The organism is Lysobacter sp. Root604 (genome assembly GCF_001427505.1).
In the GTDB taxonomy this organism is placed as follows: domain Bacteria; phylum Pseudomonadota; class Gammaproteobacteria; order Xanthomonadales; family Xanthomonadaceae; genus Lysobacter.
On the sequence record NZ_LMGS01000009.1, the window covers coordinates 792,820 to 809,818 of the forward strand.

18 protein-coding genes are annotated in these 16,999 nt (G+C 66.3%); 5 read left to right on the top strand and 13 right to left on the bottom strand.

The features are described from left to right. Positions 1–164: 164 nt before the first annotated feature. Genes ASD69_RS11775 through ASD69_RS11805 form a run of 7 tightly spaced genes read right to left on the bottom strand, consistent with a single transcriptional unit; the run spans position 165 to position 6,567 of the window. On the bottom strand, positions 165–1,550 hold the full coding sequence (locus ASD69_RS11775) for an ATP-binding protein (protein ID WP_056178033.1): 1,386 nt from the start codon (positions 1,548–1,550) through the stop codon (positions 165–167). An 11-nt stretch (positions 1,551–1,561) separates the two neighbouring features. Then, positions 1,562–2,239 carry a response regulator transcription factor gene (locus ASD69_RS11780; protein WP_056178035.1) on the bottom strand — a complete coding sequence of 226 codons (678 nt, stop codon included), beginning with the start codon at positions 2,237–2,239 and terminating at the stop codon, positions 1,562–1,564. A gap of 21 nt (positions 2,240–2,260) precedes the next feature. Continuing rightward, entirely contained in the window at positions 2,261–2,932 is a 672-nt protein-coding gene (locus ASD69_RS22710; protein WP_056178037.1) for a hypothetical protein, read from the bottom strand. Positions 2,933–2,961: 29 nt separating this feature from the next. Beyond that, positions 2,962–3,753 (bottom strand): SDR family oxidoreductase, encoded by a 792-nt coding sequence (locus ASD69_RS11790; protein WP_056179858.1) that lies wholly within the window; start codon positions 3,751–3,753, stop codon positions 2,962–2,964. After that, the gene (locus ASD69_RS11795; RefSeq protein ID WP_056178039.1) at positions 3,753–4,427 is read right to left on the bottom strand and encodes an iron-containing redox enzyme family protein; all 675 of its coding nucleotides are present in this window, start codon (positions 4,425–4,427) and stop codon (positions 3,753–3,755) included. The genes ASD69_RS11790 and ASD69_RS11795 overlap by 1 nt, the downstream gene beginning before the upstream one ends. Beyond that, complete coding sequence (locus ASD69_RS11800; RefSeq protein ID WP_056178041.1) at positions 4,424–5,911, bottom strand: AMP-binding protein; 1,488 nt, start codon at positions 5,909–5,911, stop codon at positions 4,424–4,426. The genes ASD69_RS11795 and ASD69_RS11800 overlap by 4 nt, the downstream gene beginning before the upstream one ends. Continuing rightward, positions 5,908–6,567: a thermostable hemolysin gene (locus ASD69_RS11805; protein ID WP_056178043.1), complete on the bottom strand. Its 660-nt coding sequence runs from the start codon at positions 6,565–6,567 to the stop codon at positions 5,908–5,910. Before ASD69_RS11805 ends, ASD69_RS11800 begins: the two co-directional genes overlap by 4 nt. A 431-nt stretch (positions 6,568–6,998) precedes the next feature. Here ASD69_RS11805 and ASD69_RS11810 point away from each other — a divergent pair, with 431 nt between their 5' ends. After that, positions 6,999–8,435 carry a hypothetical protein gene (locus ASD69_RS11810; protein WP_056178045.1) on the top strand — a complete coding sequence of 479 codons (1,437 nt, stop codon included), beginning with the start codon at positions 6,999–7,001 and terminating at the stop codon, positions 8,433–8,435. A 103-nt stretch (positions 8,436–8,538) separates the two neighbouring features. On the opposite strand, the gene ASD69_RS11815 is transcribed toward ASD69_RS11810, so the two are convergent. Then, entirely contained in the window at positions 8,539–8,997 is a 459-nt protein-coding gene (locus ASD69_RS11815) for an Lrp/AsnC family transcriptional regulator (RefSeq protein WP_157489361.1), read from the bottom strand. A 160-nt stretch (positions 8,998–9,157) separates the two neighbouring features. On the opposite strand from ASD69_RS11815, the gene ald reads away from it, so the two are divergent. The 4 genes from ald to ASD69_RS11835 all read left to right on the top strand — a co-directional run bounded on the left by ald (position 9,158) and on the right by ASD69_RS11835 (position 12,910). Further along, positions 9,158–10,276, top strand: a complete 1,119-nt coding sequence (gene ald, locus ASD69_RS11820) for an alanine dehydrogenase (protein WP_056178048.1) — start codon at positions 9,158–9,160, stop codon at positions 10,274–10,276. 512 nt (positions 10,277–10,788) lie between these two features. Then, positions 10,789–11,301: a hypothetical protein gene (locus tag ASD69_RS11825; RefSeq protein WP_056178051.1), complete on the top strand. Its 513-nt coding sequence runs from the start codon at positions 10,789–10,791 to the stop codon at positions 11,299–11,301. Positions 11,302–11,465: 164 nt separating this feature from the next. Beyond that, positions 11,466–11,981, top strand: a complete 516-nt coding sequence (locus ASD69_RS11830; protein WP_056178053.1) for a lipocalin-like domain-containing protein — start codon at positions 11,466–11,468, stop codon at positions 11,979–11,981. Between the two features lie 32 nt (positions 11,982–12,013). After that, complete coding sequence (locus ASD69_RS11835) at positions 12,014–12,910, top strand: hypothetical protein (protein ID WP_056178055.1); 897 nt, start codon at positions 12,014–12,016, stop codon at positions 12,908–12,910. 35 nt (positions 12,911–12,945) lie between these two features. On the opposite strand, the gene ASD69_RS11840 is transcribed toward ASD69_RS11835, so the two are convergent. The 5 genes from ASD69_RS11840 to ASD69_RS11860 all read right to left on the bottom strand — a co-directional run bounded on the left by ASD69_RS11840 (position 12,946) and on the right by ASD69_RS11860 (position 16,994). Further along, positions 12,946–13,224, bottom strand: a complete 279-nt coding sequence (locus ASD69_RS11840) for a hypothetical protein (RefSeq protein WP_056178056.1) — start codon at positions 13,222–13,224, stop codon at positions 12,946–12,948. Positions 13,225–13,323: 99 nt separating this feature from the next. Further along, complete coding sequence (locus ASD69_RS11845) at positions 13,324–14,229, bottom strand: trypsin-like serine protease (RefSeq protein WP_235567203.1); 906 nt, start codon at positions 14,227–14,229, stop codon at positions 13,324–13,326. Positions 14,230–15,065: 836 nt separating this feature from the next. Continuing rightward, on the bottom strand, positions 15,066–15,950 hold the full coding sequence (locus ASD69_RS11850; protein ID WP_056178060.1) for an RNA polymerase sigma-70 factor: 885 nt from the start codon (positions 15,948–15,950) through the stop codon (positions 15,066–15,068). 85 nt (positions 15,951–16,035) lie between these two features. Beyond that, positions 16,036–16,449, bottom strand: coding sequence for a cupin domain-containing protein (locus ASD69_RS11855; protein ID WP_056178062.1), 414 nt, complete (start codon positions 16,447–16,449; stop codon positions 16,036–16,038). Between the two features lie 65 nt (positions 16,450–16,514). Then, a complete protein-coding gene (locus ASD69_RS11860) occupies positions 16,515–16,994 on the bottom strand; it encodes a carboxymuconolactone decarboxylase family protein (protein ID WP_056178064.1) in 480 nt (159 codons plus the stop codon). Between the last annotated feature and the right edge of the window lie 5 nt (positions 16,995–16,999).

Here is a 16,999-nt window from a genome sequence, read left to right on the forward strand (position 1 = left end):
GGATTAAAGCTCGGCGTCGGAGTTCGCCTTTGGAGGACTTTCGCTGGCGGTAGTGGCGAAAGTGCATTCTGGCTCCATCTTCGGCAGCTCTACCTGCGCACGGACCAGCGCCACCTCGAGCAGTGCGGACGCTGGCGCTTTTCGAAAGCGACCCGCCGTATAGATCAAACGGCGGCGAAGGTTACCGTGATGCGCAGGCCGCCCAGCTCGGGCGAGCGGTCCATCGCAATCCGCGCGCGATGCAGGGACACGGCTTCGGCGACGATGGACAGGCCCAGGCCGCTGCCCTCCACACCGGTGCCCAGTTCGCGGTAGAAGCGCTCGAACACTCTGGCGCGCGCGTCTTCGGCGATCCCCGGCCCCGAATCCTCGACCACCAGCACCGCCGAGTCGCCGTCGCGGGATACCCGCAGGGCTATCGCCCCGGGTACGGGGCTGTAGCGCAATGCGTTGTCGAGCAGGTTGCGCATCAGGGCGTCTATCGCGAGCTCTTCTCCGAATATGCTCACCGACGCTGCCGACATGGTCAGGGTCTTGCCTTGGGCCGCGGCCAGGGCGCTGTAGTCGCGGAAGTGCCGGTTGCCCACGACCGACAGGTCGATTCTGTCCATCTGCGGCTTGCGCTCGCGCGATTCGAGTCGGCTGAGCATCAGCATTTGGCTGACCAGTCGCTCCATGCGCTCGATGCTGTCGTCGAGATAGCCCTGCGATTGGGCTCTCTCGTCCTGCGTGGGCGCCTGGCGGACGTTGAATGCGTGAACCTTCAAGGCCGCCAGGGGCGTTCGAAGCTCGTGCGCGACATCGGCGGTGAAGCGACGTTCGCGCAGCAGCGCATCGTTCAGTCGCGACAGCAATCCGTTGATTGCCTGCACGATGCCATGCACTTCGGTCGGCACTTTCGCCAGGACGATGGGCTCGAGCTGTCTGGGATCCTTCAGGGCGACCGCGTCCGACACGTCCTGGATGGTGCGGGTGACCCAGCTCACCGCCAGCCACACCAGTAGCGCAAGCACGGGCAAGGCCAGCAACAGCGGCAGCATGGTGCCGAAGGCGATGTCCTCGGCCAGCTCGCTGCGGATCGCGGATTGCTCGGCCGATTGATACCAACGCCCCGCCGGCGTCTTCAGAGTGAAGGTCCGCCACTGCTCGCCGTCGAATACCGCATTGCCGTAGCCGGGCACCAGCGGCGCGAGGCCGGTACGGGGGCCGCTATCGGAAAGCAGCAGTATCTTGCCGGTGGCGTCGCGCACCTGGAACGCCAGCTTGGTCTCGTAGGCATGACCCGTGGAGAACGCCAGGGCGTCGCCGACGCCGCTGGCGTTGCCGTGCCACACCTTCACTTCGATCGGGTTTCCGGGGTGCTCGGCCAGGTCGGCCAGCGGCTCGTCCACGAGGCTCATCAGCACCCGCGCGGAATGCGCGAGCTTGGCGTCGAACATCTCGCCGGCCTCCTGCAGGCCGGCGCGGTAGCTGAAGAACGCGGCCACCAACAGCACGGCCGTGGTCCCTCCCAGCAGGGATCCCAATAGTCTGTTGCGGATGGATCCCATGAGTGTTCGCTCTATCCGTCGGCGTGGGCGATCTTGTCGTCGATAGCGTAGCCCACGCCCCTCAGCGTTCGGATCAACTCGGGGTGAAGCTTCTTGCGCAGGGCGTGCACGTGCACGTCCACCGCGTTGCTGGCGACATCCTCATCCCAGCCATACAAGCGCTGCTGCGCGGACTCGCGGCTGATGGGCCGGCCCTTGTTCTCCATCAAAAGGTGCAGCAAGGCGAACTCCCGACGCGGCAGATCGAAGCGCTTGCCCCTCCACGTCACCAGCAGCGTCGCCGGATCGAGCACCAGGTTGCCCAATCGCACTATCGGATCGGCGCGCCCCTGTGTGCGGCGAATCAGGGCCCGCACCCTCGCCAACAACTCATTGGTGTCGAAAGGTTTGCCCAGGTAGTCGTCGGCACCGGTGTCCAGCCCGAGCGCGCGGTCGCTGGCGCGTTCGCGCGCGCTCAGAACGAGGATGGGCAGGCCGTCTCCCGTGCGCCTGGCCTGGCGGATCACTTCCAGGCCGTCCATGTGTGGCAGGCCCAGGTCCAACACGACCAAGTCGATGCCGCCGTCCTTGATCGCGGCCAGCGCGCTCACGCCGTCCTGCAGCCAGTCCACCGAATAGGTGGCCCGGCGCAATGCCGTTCGGATGCCTTCGCCTAGCGACAGATCGTCTTCGACGAGCAGGATGCGCATGCGGGCAGTGTCTTCGCTGGATCAGCGGCTGGCAAGGTGCGAGCGGACCTTGGTGAGCAAGGCCTGGATGTCCTTGCGGCGGCCCTGGTCGGCCAGTTCGCGGCCAGGGCGGGCCGGCGCGGCCAGGGCCTTCTCGAGCGACGCGGCGGCGGCTTTCCAATCGCCCTGGTCCTGGAGATAGTCGCCATAGAAATAGTTGGCGTCGATGCCGTCGGGGTCCACCTGAAGACCGGCCTTCAGCAGTTCGCGCGCCTTGGCATCGTCGCCGAAGCCGATCGGCCAGCCGGGTACCTGGTAGTACAACGCGCCCAAGCTGGTGTAGGCCGCGCCGTCCAATGCCTTGGGATCGATGGACAGGGCTTGTTCGAAGTCCTTTTTGGCCTGTTTCACCAGGCTCAAGGCGCCCAGGCCGCCGCGCTCGCCGGCGAAGCTGGACAGGACGATGCCTTCCCAAATCAACGCCGATGCGTTGCCGGGCTGCGCGGCGCGAACGGTGGCGGCCTGCTTGGCCAAGGCCTCGAACCCGGATTCGCGCTGCTTCTTAGGCGTGTTGTAGTTGATCTGCGCCCAGCGGTCTTGCACGGCCGCGACTTGCGCGGGCACAGCGGCCTGCGCGGCCAGGCACGGCAGGGCGGCGACGCCGAGCAGCAGGCCGGCCAGCAGGGACGCGCGACGAATGCGGAAATCGAACATGGCTGGTTCCTCGGAAATAGGGGCGGCGATCAGGGGCGCGCGTGGCGCCGGATCAGGGACAGCTGCGCTTTCAGGTTTCGATCAATCAAGCTGGGGAACGCGCCGTTCAAGCGCGCGAACAGCTTTTCCGGCCAGCCCAGCTGCATGCGCGGTCGTTCTTGCTCGATCGCCGAGATGAGTTGCGCGGCGACCGCGGCGGGCTCGTCCTGGGCGACTTTCATCGCCCGGTTCAAGCTGTTCACCGCCTCGGAGTTGAAGGCCGTTCGCGTCGCGCGAGGCGCGAGGTATTGGAATCGCAAGCCGGTGTCGGCGTACTCGCGCGACAGGCCTTCCATCAGCCCGCGCAGTCCGAACTTGCTGGCGCTGTAGGCGGAGAACCCCGGAAACGCCAGGCTGCCGAAGGTGGAGCCGATAGCGGCCACCGTCGCGCGTTCGTGCTGCTTCAGTATCGGAAGCAGGTCGTGGATCAGTAGCACCGGCGCCACCAGGTTGGTGTCGAACAACTGTTCGAGCCGTGCGGGCGATTGATCCTCGAACAAGCCGAAGGCGCTCTGGGCGTGGGCGAGGATGACGACGGACGGCGATGGCGACAGGCGGCGCGCGAGATCGATCACGCGCGTGCGCCCCTCCGCGCTCGACAAGTCGGCGGCCAGCGGCGTCACGCGCCCCGCTTCGTGGCGCTGCGCCAAGGCGGCCAGGGCCGGCTCGTTGCGGCCGACCGCGATCACGCGGGTTCCCGTCGCCACCAGCGCGTCGCACAGCGCGGAGCCGATTCCGCCGCTGGCGCCGGTCAGCAACACCGTCTTGTCGCGCAGCGCGATCATGCGGCGGCGGCCAGTTCGTCGGACTCTTCGCGCAGCGTGCGGAAGATGTCGCCGTAGAGCTTGTAGAAGCGTCGGGCGGCATGCACCACCGCCTGGCGGTCTTCTTCCTCCTCCAGGCGGTTCATCAGCTGCTCGTAGAAGCCGGTGTGCTCGACATCCAGATCGCCGTGGGATCGCAAATAGGTGAACGCGTTGCGCGGTAGTCCCAGCGAGGTCTCGATGGTCTCGGCGGCGCGCGTGGCCAGCGCCACGCTGGTGCCCTCCAGCACCAGCACCATGCCGAAAAATCCGACCGGGTTGCCGCGCGCGATGGTGTCGTAGGCATAAGCCACCATCAGTTCGGTGGCTTGCGACGGGGCCGAGTTCGCCTTCTCCGCCCGATCGCAGCCGCAGGCCGCCAGATCGTCCAGCACCCATTCGTGGTGGCCCATTTCTTCTTCGATGTATTCGCCGATCGCGGTGCGCAGCCATTCCAGGCGGGCCGGGAGCCGCCCGCCGCAGGCCATCAGCAGCGGCACCGTGTGCCGCACATGATGAAAGGCCTGGGTCAGAAACGCGATGTAGTCCTGCCTTTCGATTTTCCCGGCCAAGGCGGTCTGGATGATGGGAATCGCGATCAGCGCTTCGCGCTCGCGCTGGGTCTGCGCCAAGAGGCGCTCGTGGAACGTCATGCGGGTACTCCTGTCTCGATAGGGGGAGAGGAAGACGGATAGCGCTGCTCGATCGCATCGGCGTAGCGCGCGAAGATCGCGTCGCGTCGCGGCCGGCCGTTGCTGGTCATCAAGCCGTCGAGGGCGCTGAAGGCCGCATCGGCGCGCACGATGTCGTGCACTTGCGCGTAGTCGGGCAGTTGCGCGTTGACCTGGTCCAGCGCCGAGCGCAGTTGCGCGTCGGTGAGCGCGGGGTTCCGCGGCCAGACCACGGCGACGTTGAATTCGCGGGCCTCGCCATGCACCACGGCTTGAGCGAACATCGGGTGTTGCAGCAGTTCGCTCTCGATCCATTCGGGCGAGACGTTGCGGCCGAAGGCGGTGATGAAGACGTTCTTGCGGCGGCCGGTGATGTAGACGTAGCCGTCCTCGTCGATTCGTCCCAGATCGCCGGTGGCGATCGCGCCGGGAGCGGGTGTGTCGGCGCCCAGATAGCCCAGGCAGCGCACGCCTTCGACCCACAGTTCATCGTCGACGACCGTCACGCGCGCATGCGGCAAGGGCTGGCCCACGCTGCCGGGCCGGATGGCGCCCGGGCGATTGAGGCAGACGACCGAGCCGCATTCGGTCAGGCCATAGCCCTCATAGACCGGCAGGCCGACGGCTTGCGCGCGCGCCAGCAGGGCGGGCCCGACGCGCCCGCCGCCGACGGCGAGAAAGCGCAGCGAGTCCGGCAAGGCGGCGCCATGTTCGGCCGCCATCACCAGCGCCAGCAGCAACTGCGGCACGACGATCGCGCTTTCGGGGCGGTAGCGGTGCAGACATGCCAACAGGGTGGGCACGTCGAGTCCGGCGGCGCCGGTGTAGCCGATCTCGGCGAGGTGGGGCACCGCGATTTCAGCGCCGGCGATCAGCGCGGCGTACACGCCGGCGACATTCTCCAGCAAGGTCGACAGCGGCAGCAGGCACAGATGGCGGCGCGGCGCCAAGGGTTGTGCGGCCTGGGCGAGGGATTGCGCCACTTGGTACAGGGCCGCTTCGTCCAGGCACACGCCCTTCGGGGCGCCGGTGGTGCCCGAGGTGTAGGTGACGCAGGCGGTGCCATTCGGCAGCGCCACCGCGGCCGCGCTCAGCGGCCATAGTCGCAGGCCCGGCGCCAGTTCCTGCGAGACGGTGATGTCCGCGTCGCCGGGGGGCGTTGATTGGTCGGACAGCACCAAGGCCTGGGCACCGCTGTCGGACAGGGCATGGGCCATCTGCGCGGGGCTGAAGAAGGTCGGCACCGGTACATGGGCGATGCCCTGGCGGCGCAGCGCGAGATCCAGGATCAGCCAGTCGGGGCCGTTGTCCAGGCGGCTGGCGACGCAGCGCAACGCCCGCGCCGCGAGCTGTTCGGCCACTCGGGAAACCCGTGCCCGCAAGTCATCGTCGCTGAGATCGCCGTCGTTCCAGGTCACGCGCAGCGCAGGTCCGACGCGTTCTTCAATCAGTCGCCCGATGCTCATGACCGCGCACCCGCGAGCGTCTTCTCGGACTGCGCGTCGGCGGCCACCGTCGACCGCTTGGCCTCCGTCAGGTAGGCGTACCCGGCTGCGAGATCGCCGAACATGAGCTTGGGCTGGGTCTCGTAGTAGCGGCCCCAGTCGCTGGAATCGCCCGCCACGCGCGCGGGCGAGGCGTCGGCGATCTCCACCGTGGCCAGGTGCAGGCGATCGAAGGCGTTGCGCAACTGCCGGGTGGCCACGAACAGCACCCAGCGATAGCCGCTGCGATGCAGGCGCGACGTCAGGTCGACGATGACCTCGCGGCTTTGCCCTGCCGACACGGCCGCGAAGTTTCCGACCTCGACCAGCTCGTTGCGATTCACCGGCCGCCCGACGAAATCGCCGATGGCGCGCTCGGCGGGCTCGTCGAGGTACTGTTCGACGAACAGTCGGCCGTCGGCGCCGCCACGCAATCCCACCGCGGCGTGCAGGGCATTAGTCTGGTCCCGGAATGCGATCAGTCGCGGCAGGAAATTGCGCAGGCGCGCGCCGTATCGCAACTGGTACACCTGAGCGATGAAGGACTCGACTTCGGGGCGGACGGCATCGTCGGAATCCACCTCCAGGCCGGATGGCCGCAGATCGAGGTCGGTATTTTTGTGGGGATGAGTGCGCATGGAGCGGCATCATTCCGCTCCCCGATTAAGTCACCATTAGCACATTGTTAGGCAGATGTAAGGCGCGCATTAGCTTCTCGTTCAACGCGTCCGCCATGCGCGCGATCCCTTGCGCGATGGGGCCGACCACCTCTGCGGTTGCGCCGCCCCTGATTGCGAATCGGAGCGATTCGCAACGCTGGCGGCCTCGTTCCCGCCACTTGGGGCGTATCGCTAGGATCGATATCCGCTCGAGCCCGGGCCGGGGTTCCGACAGGCTGGGGGCCGGGGGGAGGGGCGCGCCTTCGTGCCGCCCAGGCCGATGAATGTAGCCGCGCGTCATGGAAAACGGATGGGTCGTCAGGGTGGCGGCCCTGGGCGGGGCTATGCTGCCCACGCACCACGAGCAGCACAGACCGCAGCTCCCTATCACCCAGCTCAAGGATGAAGCCATGAACGACACTCAGGATGGCGGGGCCACGCAGCAAGGCGTGCCCGCCGACAAAGCGGCCTATCTGGCCGAAGCCACCGCACTGTTCAAACAGATCCTGCCGTTGTGGGACTCGGCCGGCAATGTCTGGCGCACCGCCTGCGCGTTCGACAGCCTGCTCGACTACTTCGTGGTCAGCGGCACCGACAGCACGAACTATGCCGATGACGCGTTGACCGCGTTGGATCCGACCAAGAAAGGCAATTGGTGGGACGATTTCGGTTGGATCGGCATCGCTGCCTTGCGGGCGGCCGAGTTGGGCTTCGCGGCCCAGCACCGTTACGACTTCCTCAAGATCGCGATCAACTCCTGGTGCTACATGTACGGCGCGGGCTGGTCGACGGCGTCGGGTCCGCAAGGGATTTATCCCTACCTCGATCCGCCGGGTTGGGCGAGCTTCGCCAGTACCCACACCAAGAACACGGGCGCGCCCAATTGCTGGGTCTACATCGACCAGACCTGGCCGGGCGTGACGCCGGACATGCAGGCCAAGCTGCGTCCGCGCTATTCGCCCGGCGGCATCTGGAACTCGCCGTTCACCGCCACCGAGCATCCCCTTCCGTCGGCCGAGTACAACAGCGGCGGTGGCGACGTCCTCAATCCGATTCAGAACACCGTCACCAACGCGGTCTATGCGCTGCTGAGCCTGCGCTTGTCGCAGGCCGCGAAGCGGCCGGATTTCGCGCCGTACTTCAGCGGTGTGGGCTTCAATCTCGCGGCCTGCAATCAGGCTTGGGAGAATCAAATCGCCTGGTGGCAGTTGTGGATGCTGAAGACGGCGGACCCGCTGCAGTCGTTGTTGTTGACCGGGCAGCAGGGCTCGCAGGGCGGGTCCTTGGTGCGCGAACGCGTGTCCAGTTTCCATGCGGTGAACAACGAGATCTACTGGGATTCCTCGTACAACAAGGACATGACCTGGAGCGGCGACCAGGGGCTGCTGATCGGCGCCCTGCGCGAGGCGAACGCGATCTACAAAGCCTCGCCGCCGCCGGTGTGCGGCCTGTACCCGGATCTGATCAAGGGCACGTTCGCCAACTACTTCCGTGCGCGCACTTATGGCTCGGTCAGCGGCAATTTCCCGTTGCCGTGGCTGGAGGTAGGCGCCGCGGACCCGTACAACGCGACGCCGCCGGGCAGCGACTACGGCGATTACCAGACCGGCGTGGGCGCTTACATGCGCTATCTGCTGCAGGCCTATCAGGCCGAGCCGGCGCTGCTGACCGCGTACAAGCCGGCGATCATCGCCACGGCCAACGCGCTGGTGAATCCGAACTTCGGTACGGCATCCCCGGTCGGCCAGTGCGACGCGTTCACTCCGCAGGGCTTCGACAAGGCCGATCTGATGTCGGCCTACGTCAACCGTTTGGCGGTGCTGACGCTGGCGATCGCGATGAGCTGAGTGTTTGCAGTGCGGTCGTCGGTGCCTGCGGGCGCCGGCGACCGATTGTTTCGATTGAGGATTCGATGCGCAGCGCGCGCTGAGTCGACGGCAGCGCGCGGTCTCACACCGGCAGTGCGGTGGTCTTCTTGACCGTGCGCAGCGCCAGCGTCGATTGCACGCGCACCACACCGGGCAGCTGGGTCAGGATTTCGGTGTGGATGCGCTCGAAGTCGGCGGAGTCCGCATAGGCCACGCGCACCATGTAATCGGCGGTGCCGGCGAGCAGGCAGCACTCGGTGACTTCGGGGTGGTGTTGGATCGCCGCCTCGAACGCGTCCAGCGAGGCGCGCCCCTGTTGGTCCAGCGACACCAGTACGAAGGCGGTGCCGGGCAGGCCCACCACTTTCTCGTCGAGCAGCATCACGTAGCGTGCGATCAGGCCGCGCTCCTCCAGCAATTTGACCCGCCGCAGGCAGGCCGAGGGCGACAGGTTGATCTGCTGGGCCACGTCGGCATTGGTCAGGCGGCCGTCCTCCTGAAGCAGGCGCAGGATGGCGCGATCGCGGGAGTCCAATTTCATTCGCATATTATTCGATGAATAGCCGGAATACTGGCGAATAGTGCGGCATTGCAGGTCTGGCAGCAACGAAATTGGCGAATAAGTGCATGTTTGCTCGTCCATACTGCCTCCCCACAAGGCGCCGGACGAGCCGGGGCCAGATCAACGGCGAGAGCAGACCATGCGCATTGGTGTCCCGAAGGAAATCAAGAACCACGAGTACCGCGTAGGTCTCGTGCCCTCGTCCGTGCAAGAGCTGGTGCACCACGGCCATCAGGTGATGGTGCAGGCGGGCGCCGGTCTGGGCGCCGGTCTGTCCGATGCCGACTACCTCGCCGCCGGCGCCGTGATCGTGGACGGCGCCGACCAGATCTTCGCCGAGGCCGAAATGATCGTGAAGGTGAAGGAGCCGCTGGCCGAGGAGCGCGCCAAGCTGCGCCCGGGCCAGATCCTCTTCACCTATCTGCACCTGGCGCCCGATGCGGCGCAGACCAAGGACCTGATCGCGTCGGGCGCGATCTGCATCGCGTACGAAACCGTGACCGCCGCGAATGGCTCGCTGCCGCTGCTGACCCCGATGTCGGAAGTCGCCGGTCGCCTGGCGCCGCAGGTCGGCGCGCACGCGCTGGAGAAGGCGCAGGGCGGTCGTGGCGTGCTGCTGGGCGGCGTGCCCGGCGTGCCGGCGGCCGAGGTCGTGATCCTCGGCGGCGGCGTGTCCGGCACCCACGCGGCGACCATCGCCGTGGGCATGGGCGCTCAGGTCACCGTGGTGGATCGTTCCGCCGATGCGCTCAAGCGCCTGGCCACCCAGTTCGGCACCTCGATCTCGACCGTGTTCTCGACCCGCTCGGCCATCGAAGAGTTGGTGCGCCGTGCCGACCTGCTGATCGGTACCGTGCTGGTGCCGGGCGCCGCCGCGCCCAAGCTGGTCACGCACGACATGGTCCGCACCATGAAGCCGGGTTCGGTCATCGTCGACGTCGCCATCGATCAGGGCGGTTGCGTCGAGACCTCGCACGCCACCACCCATGCCGCGCCGACCTACGTGGTCGACGGCGTCGTCCACTACTGCGTGGCCAACATGCCCGGCGCGGTCGCGCGCACCTCGACCTTCGCGCTCAACAGCGTGACCCTGCCGTTCACCCTGGCGTTGGCCAACCACGGCTGGAAGGAAGCGCTGGTGCGCGACGTCCACCTGCGCAACGGCCTCAACGTCTCCGAAGGCCACGTGACCTGCGAGCCGGTCGCCGAGGCGCACGGCCTGCCTTACGTGAGCGCGGAAACCGCGATCGGTCTGTAAGCGGCGGACGTCGCATGTGCGAAAGGGGCGGCGGTGTTACGCCGCCCCGTCTCGCGAAGGGCGCTTAGTCCTTCGCTGCCAGGGGCGAGCCCTGGCGGGACGGCATCGCGGCGCACTCCAGTCGCGGTGCGCTCCGGTGGCCTGAGACGGTCCCCGGCCGTTCTCGATCTCTGCTCCTACGCCTTTCCTGCGTTCCCCGTAAACGCGCCGACGCCTTGCGCGTAAGCGGCGCGCTTGCGTTCGGCTGCATGCGCGGCGCAGGCCTCCGGCTGTGCAACCGCGCGCCCGCGACAGCGATCCACTCCGATATTGCATTCCCGAGCGCTGCCCAATGGGTAGGGAGGCCGCGCGGTGCCCGCGTTCTTCTTATTGCGGCGGCTCGCGAGCCCAGGAGGGCGAGCGATGCCGCGACGCATAGGGGAGAGGTGCCGGTCGATCGCGACGTTGCGCAAGCGGCGGGCCCTGCTTCGTCCCCGACATGGCAATCAAGGAATTCACACAGGAGGTGACTCATGATCGTGCGTACGGCAATGGCAGCGGTACTGGTGGCGGGTTTGGTCGGCGCGGTGCCGGCGGCGAAAGCGGCGCCCTTGGCCCCGTCCTTCGAGGAGAATTGCCCCATCGGCACCGAATGCGGCGGCGATGGCGAAGGCGGCGGCAGCAGCGGCGGTGGCGGAGCGGGTCCGACCTACGTGCTGCAGGGCGTGATCCAGAACGAGGGCTACGAGAGCGGCCCGGCGGGCGGCAAGCGGGTCAAGATTCGCGGTTACTCGCGCTTCGCCGACGTCAACAACAACCGCGTCGATGCGGACTTCATCAGCGTGCGTTGCAACGCCTACGATGCCCTGGGCGGTTACACGACCGAGTACGACGAAGAGAGCGATGGCGCTCTGGTCGACGTGCATTTCCCGTCGAACTGGATCTACGGCGCCTACCGCAAGATCACCGTGGTCTGCGTCCACAACGCGACCAACGGCGTGAACACCTACAACGCGACCAGCACGGCGGAGTTCACCATTCCGTAAGGGTCGGGCTTCCGATCCGCAATGCGGCCGCGGCGCCCGGAGCGTATCCGGGCGTCGCGGCCAACCGCCGGCGCTTCGTTCCGATCCGTCGCTCACAGCGTTCCAGGAACGGGCGGCGCGACGCTGGTAGGGTGTAGGCCCCGACGCCGCCACGCGATAGCCGCATGAACATCGCCCGAGCTTTCTCCGCTGCTTGCGCCGCCCTGCTGGCGCTATCGGTCAGCCTGCCTTCGCACGCGGCCGACAAGGCCGCCTCGCTGGTCGGCACCTGGTGCGTCGAGCGCATCACCGATACCGACATCAAGACCGGCAAGGTCGTCCATCCCTATGGCGAGCACCCCAAGGGCTACATCGTCTACGACCCCACCGGCCATCTGAGCGTGCAACTCATGCGCACGCCCGCCACGCCGCCGTTCGCCTCGGGCGACGACGCCAAGGGCAGCGATGCCGAGGTGCGCGCCGCCTACGATGGCTTCGTGGCCTATTTCGGGACCTATGAAGTGGACGCCAAGCGGGGCATCGTCGTGCATCGGGTGGAAGGCAGCCTGATGCCCAGCTATACCGGCACCGATCAGCCGCGGCCGTTCCGGGTCGAGGGGGATGTGCTGACGATCGAAGGAGATAGCGAGGGCGTGCACTTCCTGCGTCGGCTGAGGCGCGTGCCTCAGTCGGCCCGATAAACTCGCTACGATCGATCCGGCGGGGAGCGAAAGTGCAGCAGGAAAAGGGATTCTCCAAGTACTTCGATTTCGTATCGAACTTCGTCCATCTCGAAATCAACCTGCGTTCGGAAAGCGAATGCGGCCAGTACCATGAAAGATGGATGCGGGTTTACGGCGCCGCCATGGCCACCTGGACCGATTACGACACCGTCATCTGGTGCGTTCGGGTCAGGCAATCGTTGAAGCTGTGCTTCAGCGCCACCTACTTCGCCTTGGTCGCCAATCAAACCCGCGAGCAGGGCTCGCTGGCGGCCAGCTACTACATGGGCTACTACGCCTCCATGCACGCCATGTGGGCGGTCATGTACCTGCATCCCCACGAGTCGGTCGATAAGATCACCGATATCACCCACTCGAAGATGGCTAACGCCTTCTATGCGGGTTACTCGCAGGGCAATACGCCGATCATCCGCTTGAACTCGAAAGAGCTGGTGGAGGATCTTCGCTTCCTGCGCGAGTACTACTCGTATCGGATGCCTTTGAACCCGCCGTTCGGCAAGGAGGAGGCGATCTCGAGGGCCCACGTTTCCCTTGGCGGTTTCGTCAAGCAATGCATTCAGCTGGCGAATCTTCATTCGCACCTGATCTGCAAGGCCGCCAGGAAGGCTGGCGTATCGAGCGCGGTCGTTCCTGCCGACAGGTGGGAGGACTTTAAGAACGATTTCTTTCGGATCAACGGCAAGGAGCATCGCTCGCGCGGTCTACGCCTGCTGGATCCGGCCGATAAGTATGCGCAGGCGGAGCTGTTGAACACGGGGGGCGATCTGCTGCCCATTTGCCTCCACTACGACCACATGTTCGACGAGTACATGACCTACGTCCGGGAGGATGCGTCTGAGGGCCTTTTAAGGGAAGTCAGGTCGCTGGTGTATCGCGCGCTGTTCTAGCGCCAGCGTCCGATCCGGCTTATGACCTGGGCCGGCTAACGCAATTCGCCGGTTCGAGGCATTCGCTGGAGTTCTTCGATCACCTTCTTGGGGGCGCGCAGGCGGATTTGCACCGGGAAGGATTCCTGGACGACGACATCCTTCACCACGCCGCTCTTCTCCAGCTCCATCACCCGCGCCAATACGGGGTCCGGGGATTGAGCGCTGCCGACGATCAGCGCGCTCTCGTACGGTTCCTGATCGGTAGCCGCTTGCTTGTCGCCAGGGTTGCAGCTGGCCGACAACATCAACGCCACGATGAATGCGATTCTCATGCTTGCCGCCTTGCGTGTTGGACTTGCGGGCTGGAACGTGGCGCGCCGTACCGCGGCGCGCCACGTAGCTGTTGCGGTACTTCGATAGCCGTCGCCGGGTCAGGGATAGGTGGCGATCCAGTTCTGCAGCTGGTTGTAGACGGTGCTGGTCAACCGCGTTCCGCAGTTCTGCGTGGACGAGCCCGTGGTGTGGATGCCGCGCACGTTGACGCCGCCGTCGCTGGCGATGCCGCTGCCGCTGTTACCGCCGAAGGTGTCGATGGTGTAGCACAGCCGGTAGGAACCGCTGGTCGAGACCGTGCCGGAGTGCGTCCACATCGTGCCCAGGGGTTTGTCGCCCGGATAGCCGCTGATGGTGTGGGTGCCGCCCGAGTACACGCCCCAGCCGGAGTTGCCGCCGTGCGGGGCCGAGCTGAGCACGATCAGCGCGTAGTCGTAGTTGCTGTCGGCGCTGTTGTGCCAGGCCGTCGTGGTGACGGCGCGGGCCCAGCTGGTCGTGCCCCAGGGCTGGTAGCTGCCGTTCTGGGCGGTGGTGAAATTCAGGTCGGAGTACCAGGTGCCGGCGCCGTTGGACACGCAATGCCCGGCGGTGAGCACGTGCTTCGGCGTGATCAGGGTGCCGGTGCAGCCGATCGCGATGCGACCGATATGCCAGTACGGCGAGGCGACCGTATTGGTCACTTGCACGCGGTTGTCCGGGCCGATCACGACGGTGGGCCCGACCATGTTGCTGCCGAAGCGCAGCGGCAGCTTGGGCGGGGTGTTCATGCTGGTGGAGGTGCGGCCGATCATTTCGAGGTCGCTGATGGCCTGCTCGAAGATCGCGACATCTTCCGGATCCATGCGCGATTCGTACTGGTCGCCGTTGCGGGTGACCATGATGGTACTCAGACCGGCCGCCTTCTGGCCGGGCGTCTGCTGGCGTGCGTCGGTGGCGATGCCCATTTCCGGCAACGCGCGCGTCACCAGATTGCCGCCATGGATGAACCGGGCTTTTTTGTTCAACTTCCGGAATGAAGGCTCCTTGGCTTGCGCCGTCTCCATCGCCGGGACCGAAATAAACAGCACCAAACTCAGCGCGACTAGCGTTTTCATAACAAGCTCCGTTTGTGGTGGGGTAGTCCTTTAACGGGTGGTCGAGCAAGCGCGTCCTGCACCCTCGACCTGAGCGATTCGAGCGCAAGCCCGGACCGGCTCCGACGGAACGGACGCGGGGCTGTCCGTTTCGCCTATGCGGCCGTCCATGGCCGCGCGGACAGCGCATCTGGCGACGCGCCGCCGATACCGGTGTCTGAAGCCGCATGCGGACGGGCACCCGCGCTCGCTCGCTGCGTGCCGAACGTCGCGGCTGCGGTCGTCGCTGCGGGGCGTCGAGCGTGATCGGTTCGATCAGGCGCGCGCGGCCAGGGCGCGCCTGGGAGGCGGCCTGAGCTCGTAGACGACAAGACCCAGCGTGAAACGGGCGGCCGCGAAGACTATCGGGCCTGCGCCTGCGTTGATGCGCATAGCGACCTCCATGTCCGGACGGCTGATCGCTACTGCATCAACCGCGCGTGCGTGGTGAGAAAGTCCATTTCTTGCGCGACTTAATTACGCTCTAAAGAATGTGTCCGTCGTGATGCGACTCACAAATGCTCAAACATGAGCGGAGTCGATCACCCGGCATCGCGTAGATCGCGTCTGAGGCGCATCGGCGTGTTTACCGCAAGCAACGTTTTTAACTTCTTTGAAGGTTCAGCATCGCGATTCCGTACTGAGTCCGTCTGCGAGCGCGGATTTTTTGCGGAGTCCAGCTTGCGGCGTCCGCCGTGTGCGAAGGCGCGACTGGTGCCGCGTCGCGATCAGTGTATGAGCGTGCTCGACACCGCGATCCGCCGCAACTTCTCCGGATTGCGCTGCACATACACCCGCAGGATCCGTTCGCCGTCGGTGTCGTAGGACTGCGCGGACTCCAGTTGGTCGCCGAAGTAGCGCAGCACGCCCATGCGGCCGTTGATGGTCGCCAGCTGCAGGCGCAGTTCGTGTTTGCGACGCAGGGTGCAGGCGAACAGCAGCTGGGCGATGCGGTCGCCGCCGACCATGGGCTTGGGCAGGGCGGTGACGATGCCGCCGCCGTCGCCGACCAGGACCGCGGACTCGGCCATCAAGTCCTTCATGGCGCGGAAGTCGGCGTTGGTCCACGCCTCGGTGAAGCGGCGCATCAGCTGGCGGTGGGCTTCTGCGGACACCACGTAGCGCGGGCGTTCCTCGCGCAGCTGGCTCTTGGCGCGGTGCACGATCTGGCGGCAGGCGGCTTCGCTCTTGTCCAGGGTGCTGGCGATGTCGGTGTAGTCGGCGTCGAAGACCTCGCGCAGCAGAAACGCGGCGCGGGCTTCGGGGGCGAGGCGTTCGAGCACGGTCAGGAAGGCGATGGACAAGTCGCTGGAGGCTTCCTGCAGCTCCTCGGGCGTGGCCGGGCTTTCGGTGAGGATGGGCTCGGGCAGCCAGATGCCGACGTAGTGCTCGCGCCGGCTTTGCACGCGGCGCAGGCGGTCGATGGAACGGCGGGTGGTGGCGATCACCAGCCAGGCCTCGGGATCGGCGACCTGCTCGGAGGCGGCTTCGTTCCAGCTCAGCCAGACGTCCTGGACCACGTCCTCGGCCTCGGCCAGGGAGCCGAGCATGCGGTAGGCCACGCCTAGCAGGCGGGGCTGGAGCTGGGTAAAGGTGTGAGTCGCGCCTTCCATAAAACCAAGGTCGCACGAGGAAGCCCGATTGTGACGGATGAAACGTCGGGCCGGCGTGGAGCCGGCCCGACGCTTCGTCGCCGGCTCAGGGCGACAGGATCAATGCGGGCTTGTCGATGTCCTTGAGCAGCACCACGACGAACTTGGCCGGCTTGTCGCGGCTGGCGTTGCGGCCGACGGTGTGCAGGTCGCCCGGGCCTTCGTAGAAGCTCTGCCCAGGCGTCAGCGTGACCTCCTTGCCGCCGGCCACGCCCATCACGATCGAGCCTTCGAGCACATAGACGAAGGCGTGCGCGTCGTGGCGGTGAACCGGGTCGGCGCCGCCGGGCGGGTACTCGACGGTGAGCATCAGCGCTTCTTTGCCCGGGTAATCGGGCAGGGCCTGGGTCATGACTGGCGCGACCGTGGGATGCGGGGCGTCGCTGCCGGTCTGGCCATGCGCCGCGCCCGCGCCCGTCCACAGCAGGGCGAGCAGGCTCAGGGAAGGGGGAATGCGCATGCGGGGGACTCCTGTGTGACCGCCGCGGGGCGGTGTGGGATGGGCCGGGCGCGTGGCGCCCGCTTTCAGGACAGTTGCGCCTTGTCCAGGCCGAAGGCTTGGTCGGCGCTGCCGGGCACGGTGCGGAAGCCGACGTTGACGCGGTTCCAGGCGTTGATCGCCATGACGTCGAAGCTCAGGTCGGAGATCTCTTTCTCGGACAACTGCGTGCGCACGCGATCGTAGACCTCATCCGGCACGCCCAGCGGGGACAACTGGGTGAGCGCCTCGGTCCAGGCCAGGGCCGCACGTTCGCGCGGGACGAACAGCTGCGATTCGCGCCACGACGCGATGTGGTGCAGACGCAGCGGGCGCTCGCCGTGGATGGTGGCTTCCTTGATGTGCATGTCGAGGCAGAAGGCGCAGCCGTTCAGTTGCGATGCGCGGATGTTGACCAGGTCGCGGATCGACTGTTCGATCGACGACTTGTGGGTGAGCAGGCTGAATTCGACGAGCTTCTTGAACAGCTCGGGCGACTGCTGCTGGTAATCGACGCGTTGGCTCATGGCGA

Coding starts and splice junctions, on each gene's coding strand:
- ald (WP_056178048.1), top strand. CDS start 9,158: ATGCGCATTGGTGTCCCGAAGGAAATCAAGAACCACGAGTACCGCGTA.
- ASD69_RS11815 (WP_157489361.1), bottom strand. CDS start 8,997: ATGAAATTGGACTCCCGCGATCGCGCCATCCTGCGCCTGCTTCAGGAG.
- ASD69_RS11830 (WP_056178053.1), top strand. CDS start 11,466: ATGAACATCGCCCGAGCTTTCTCCGCTGCTTGCGCCGCCCTGCTGGCG.
- ASD69_RS11850 (WP_056178060.1), bottom strand. CDS start 15,950: ATGGAAGGCGCGACTCACACCTTTACCCAGCTCCAGCCCCGCCTGCTA.
- ASD69_RS11775 (WP_056178033.1), bottom strand. CDS start 1,550: ATGGGATCCATCCGCAACAGACTATTGGGATCCCTGCTGGGAGGGACC.
- ASD69_RS11855 (WP_056178062.1), bottom strand. CDS start 16,449: ATGCGCATTCCCCCTTCCCTGAGCCTGCTCGCCCTGCTGTGGACGGGC.
- ASD69_RS11825 (WP_056178051.1), top strand. CDS start 10,789: ATGATCGTGCGTACGGCAATGGCAGCGGTACTGGTGGCGGGTTTGGTC.
- ASD69_RS11840 (WP_056178056.1), bottom strand. CDS start 13,224: ATGAGAATCGCATTCATCGTGGCGTTGATGTTGTCGGCCAGCTGCAAC.
- ASD69_RS22710 (WP_056178037.1), bottom strand. CDS start 2,932: ATGTTCGATTTCCGCATTCGTCGCGCGTCCCTGCTGGCCGGCCTGCTG.
- ASD69_RS11805 (WP_056178043.1), bottom strand. CDS start 6,567: ATGCGCACTCATCCCCACAAAAATACCGACCTCGATCTGCGGCCATCC.
- ASD69_RS11860 (WP_056178064.1), bottom strand. CDS start 16,994: ATGAGCCAACGCGTCGATTACCAGCAGCAGTCGCCCGAGCTGTTCAAG.
- ASD69_RS11800 (WP_056178041.1), bottom strand. CDS start 5,911: ATGAGCATCGGGCGACTGATTGAAGAACGCGTCGGACCTGCGCTGCGC.
- ASD69_RS11795 (WP_056178039.1), bottom strand. CDS start 4,427: ATGACGTTCCACGAGCGCCTCTTGGCGCAGACCCAGCGCGAGCGCGAA.
- ASD69_RS11810 (WP_056178045.1), top strand. CDS start 6,999: ATGAACGACACTCAGGATGGCGGGGCCACGCAGCAAGGCGTGCCCGCC.
- ASD69_RS11780 (WP_056178035.1), bottom strand. CDS start 2,239: ATGCGCATCCTGCTCGTCGAAGACGATCTGTCGCTAGGCGAAGGCATC.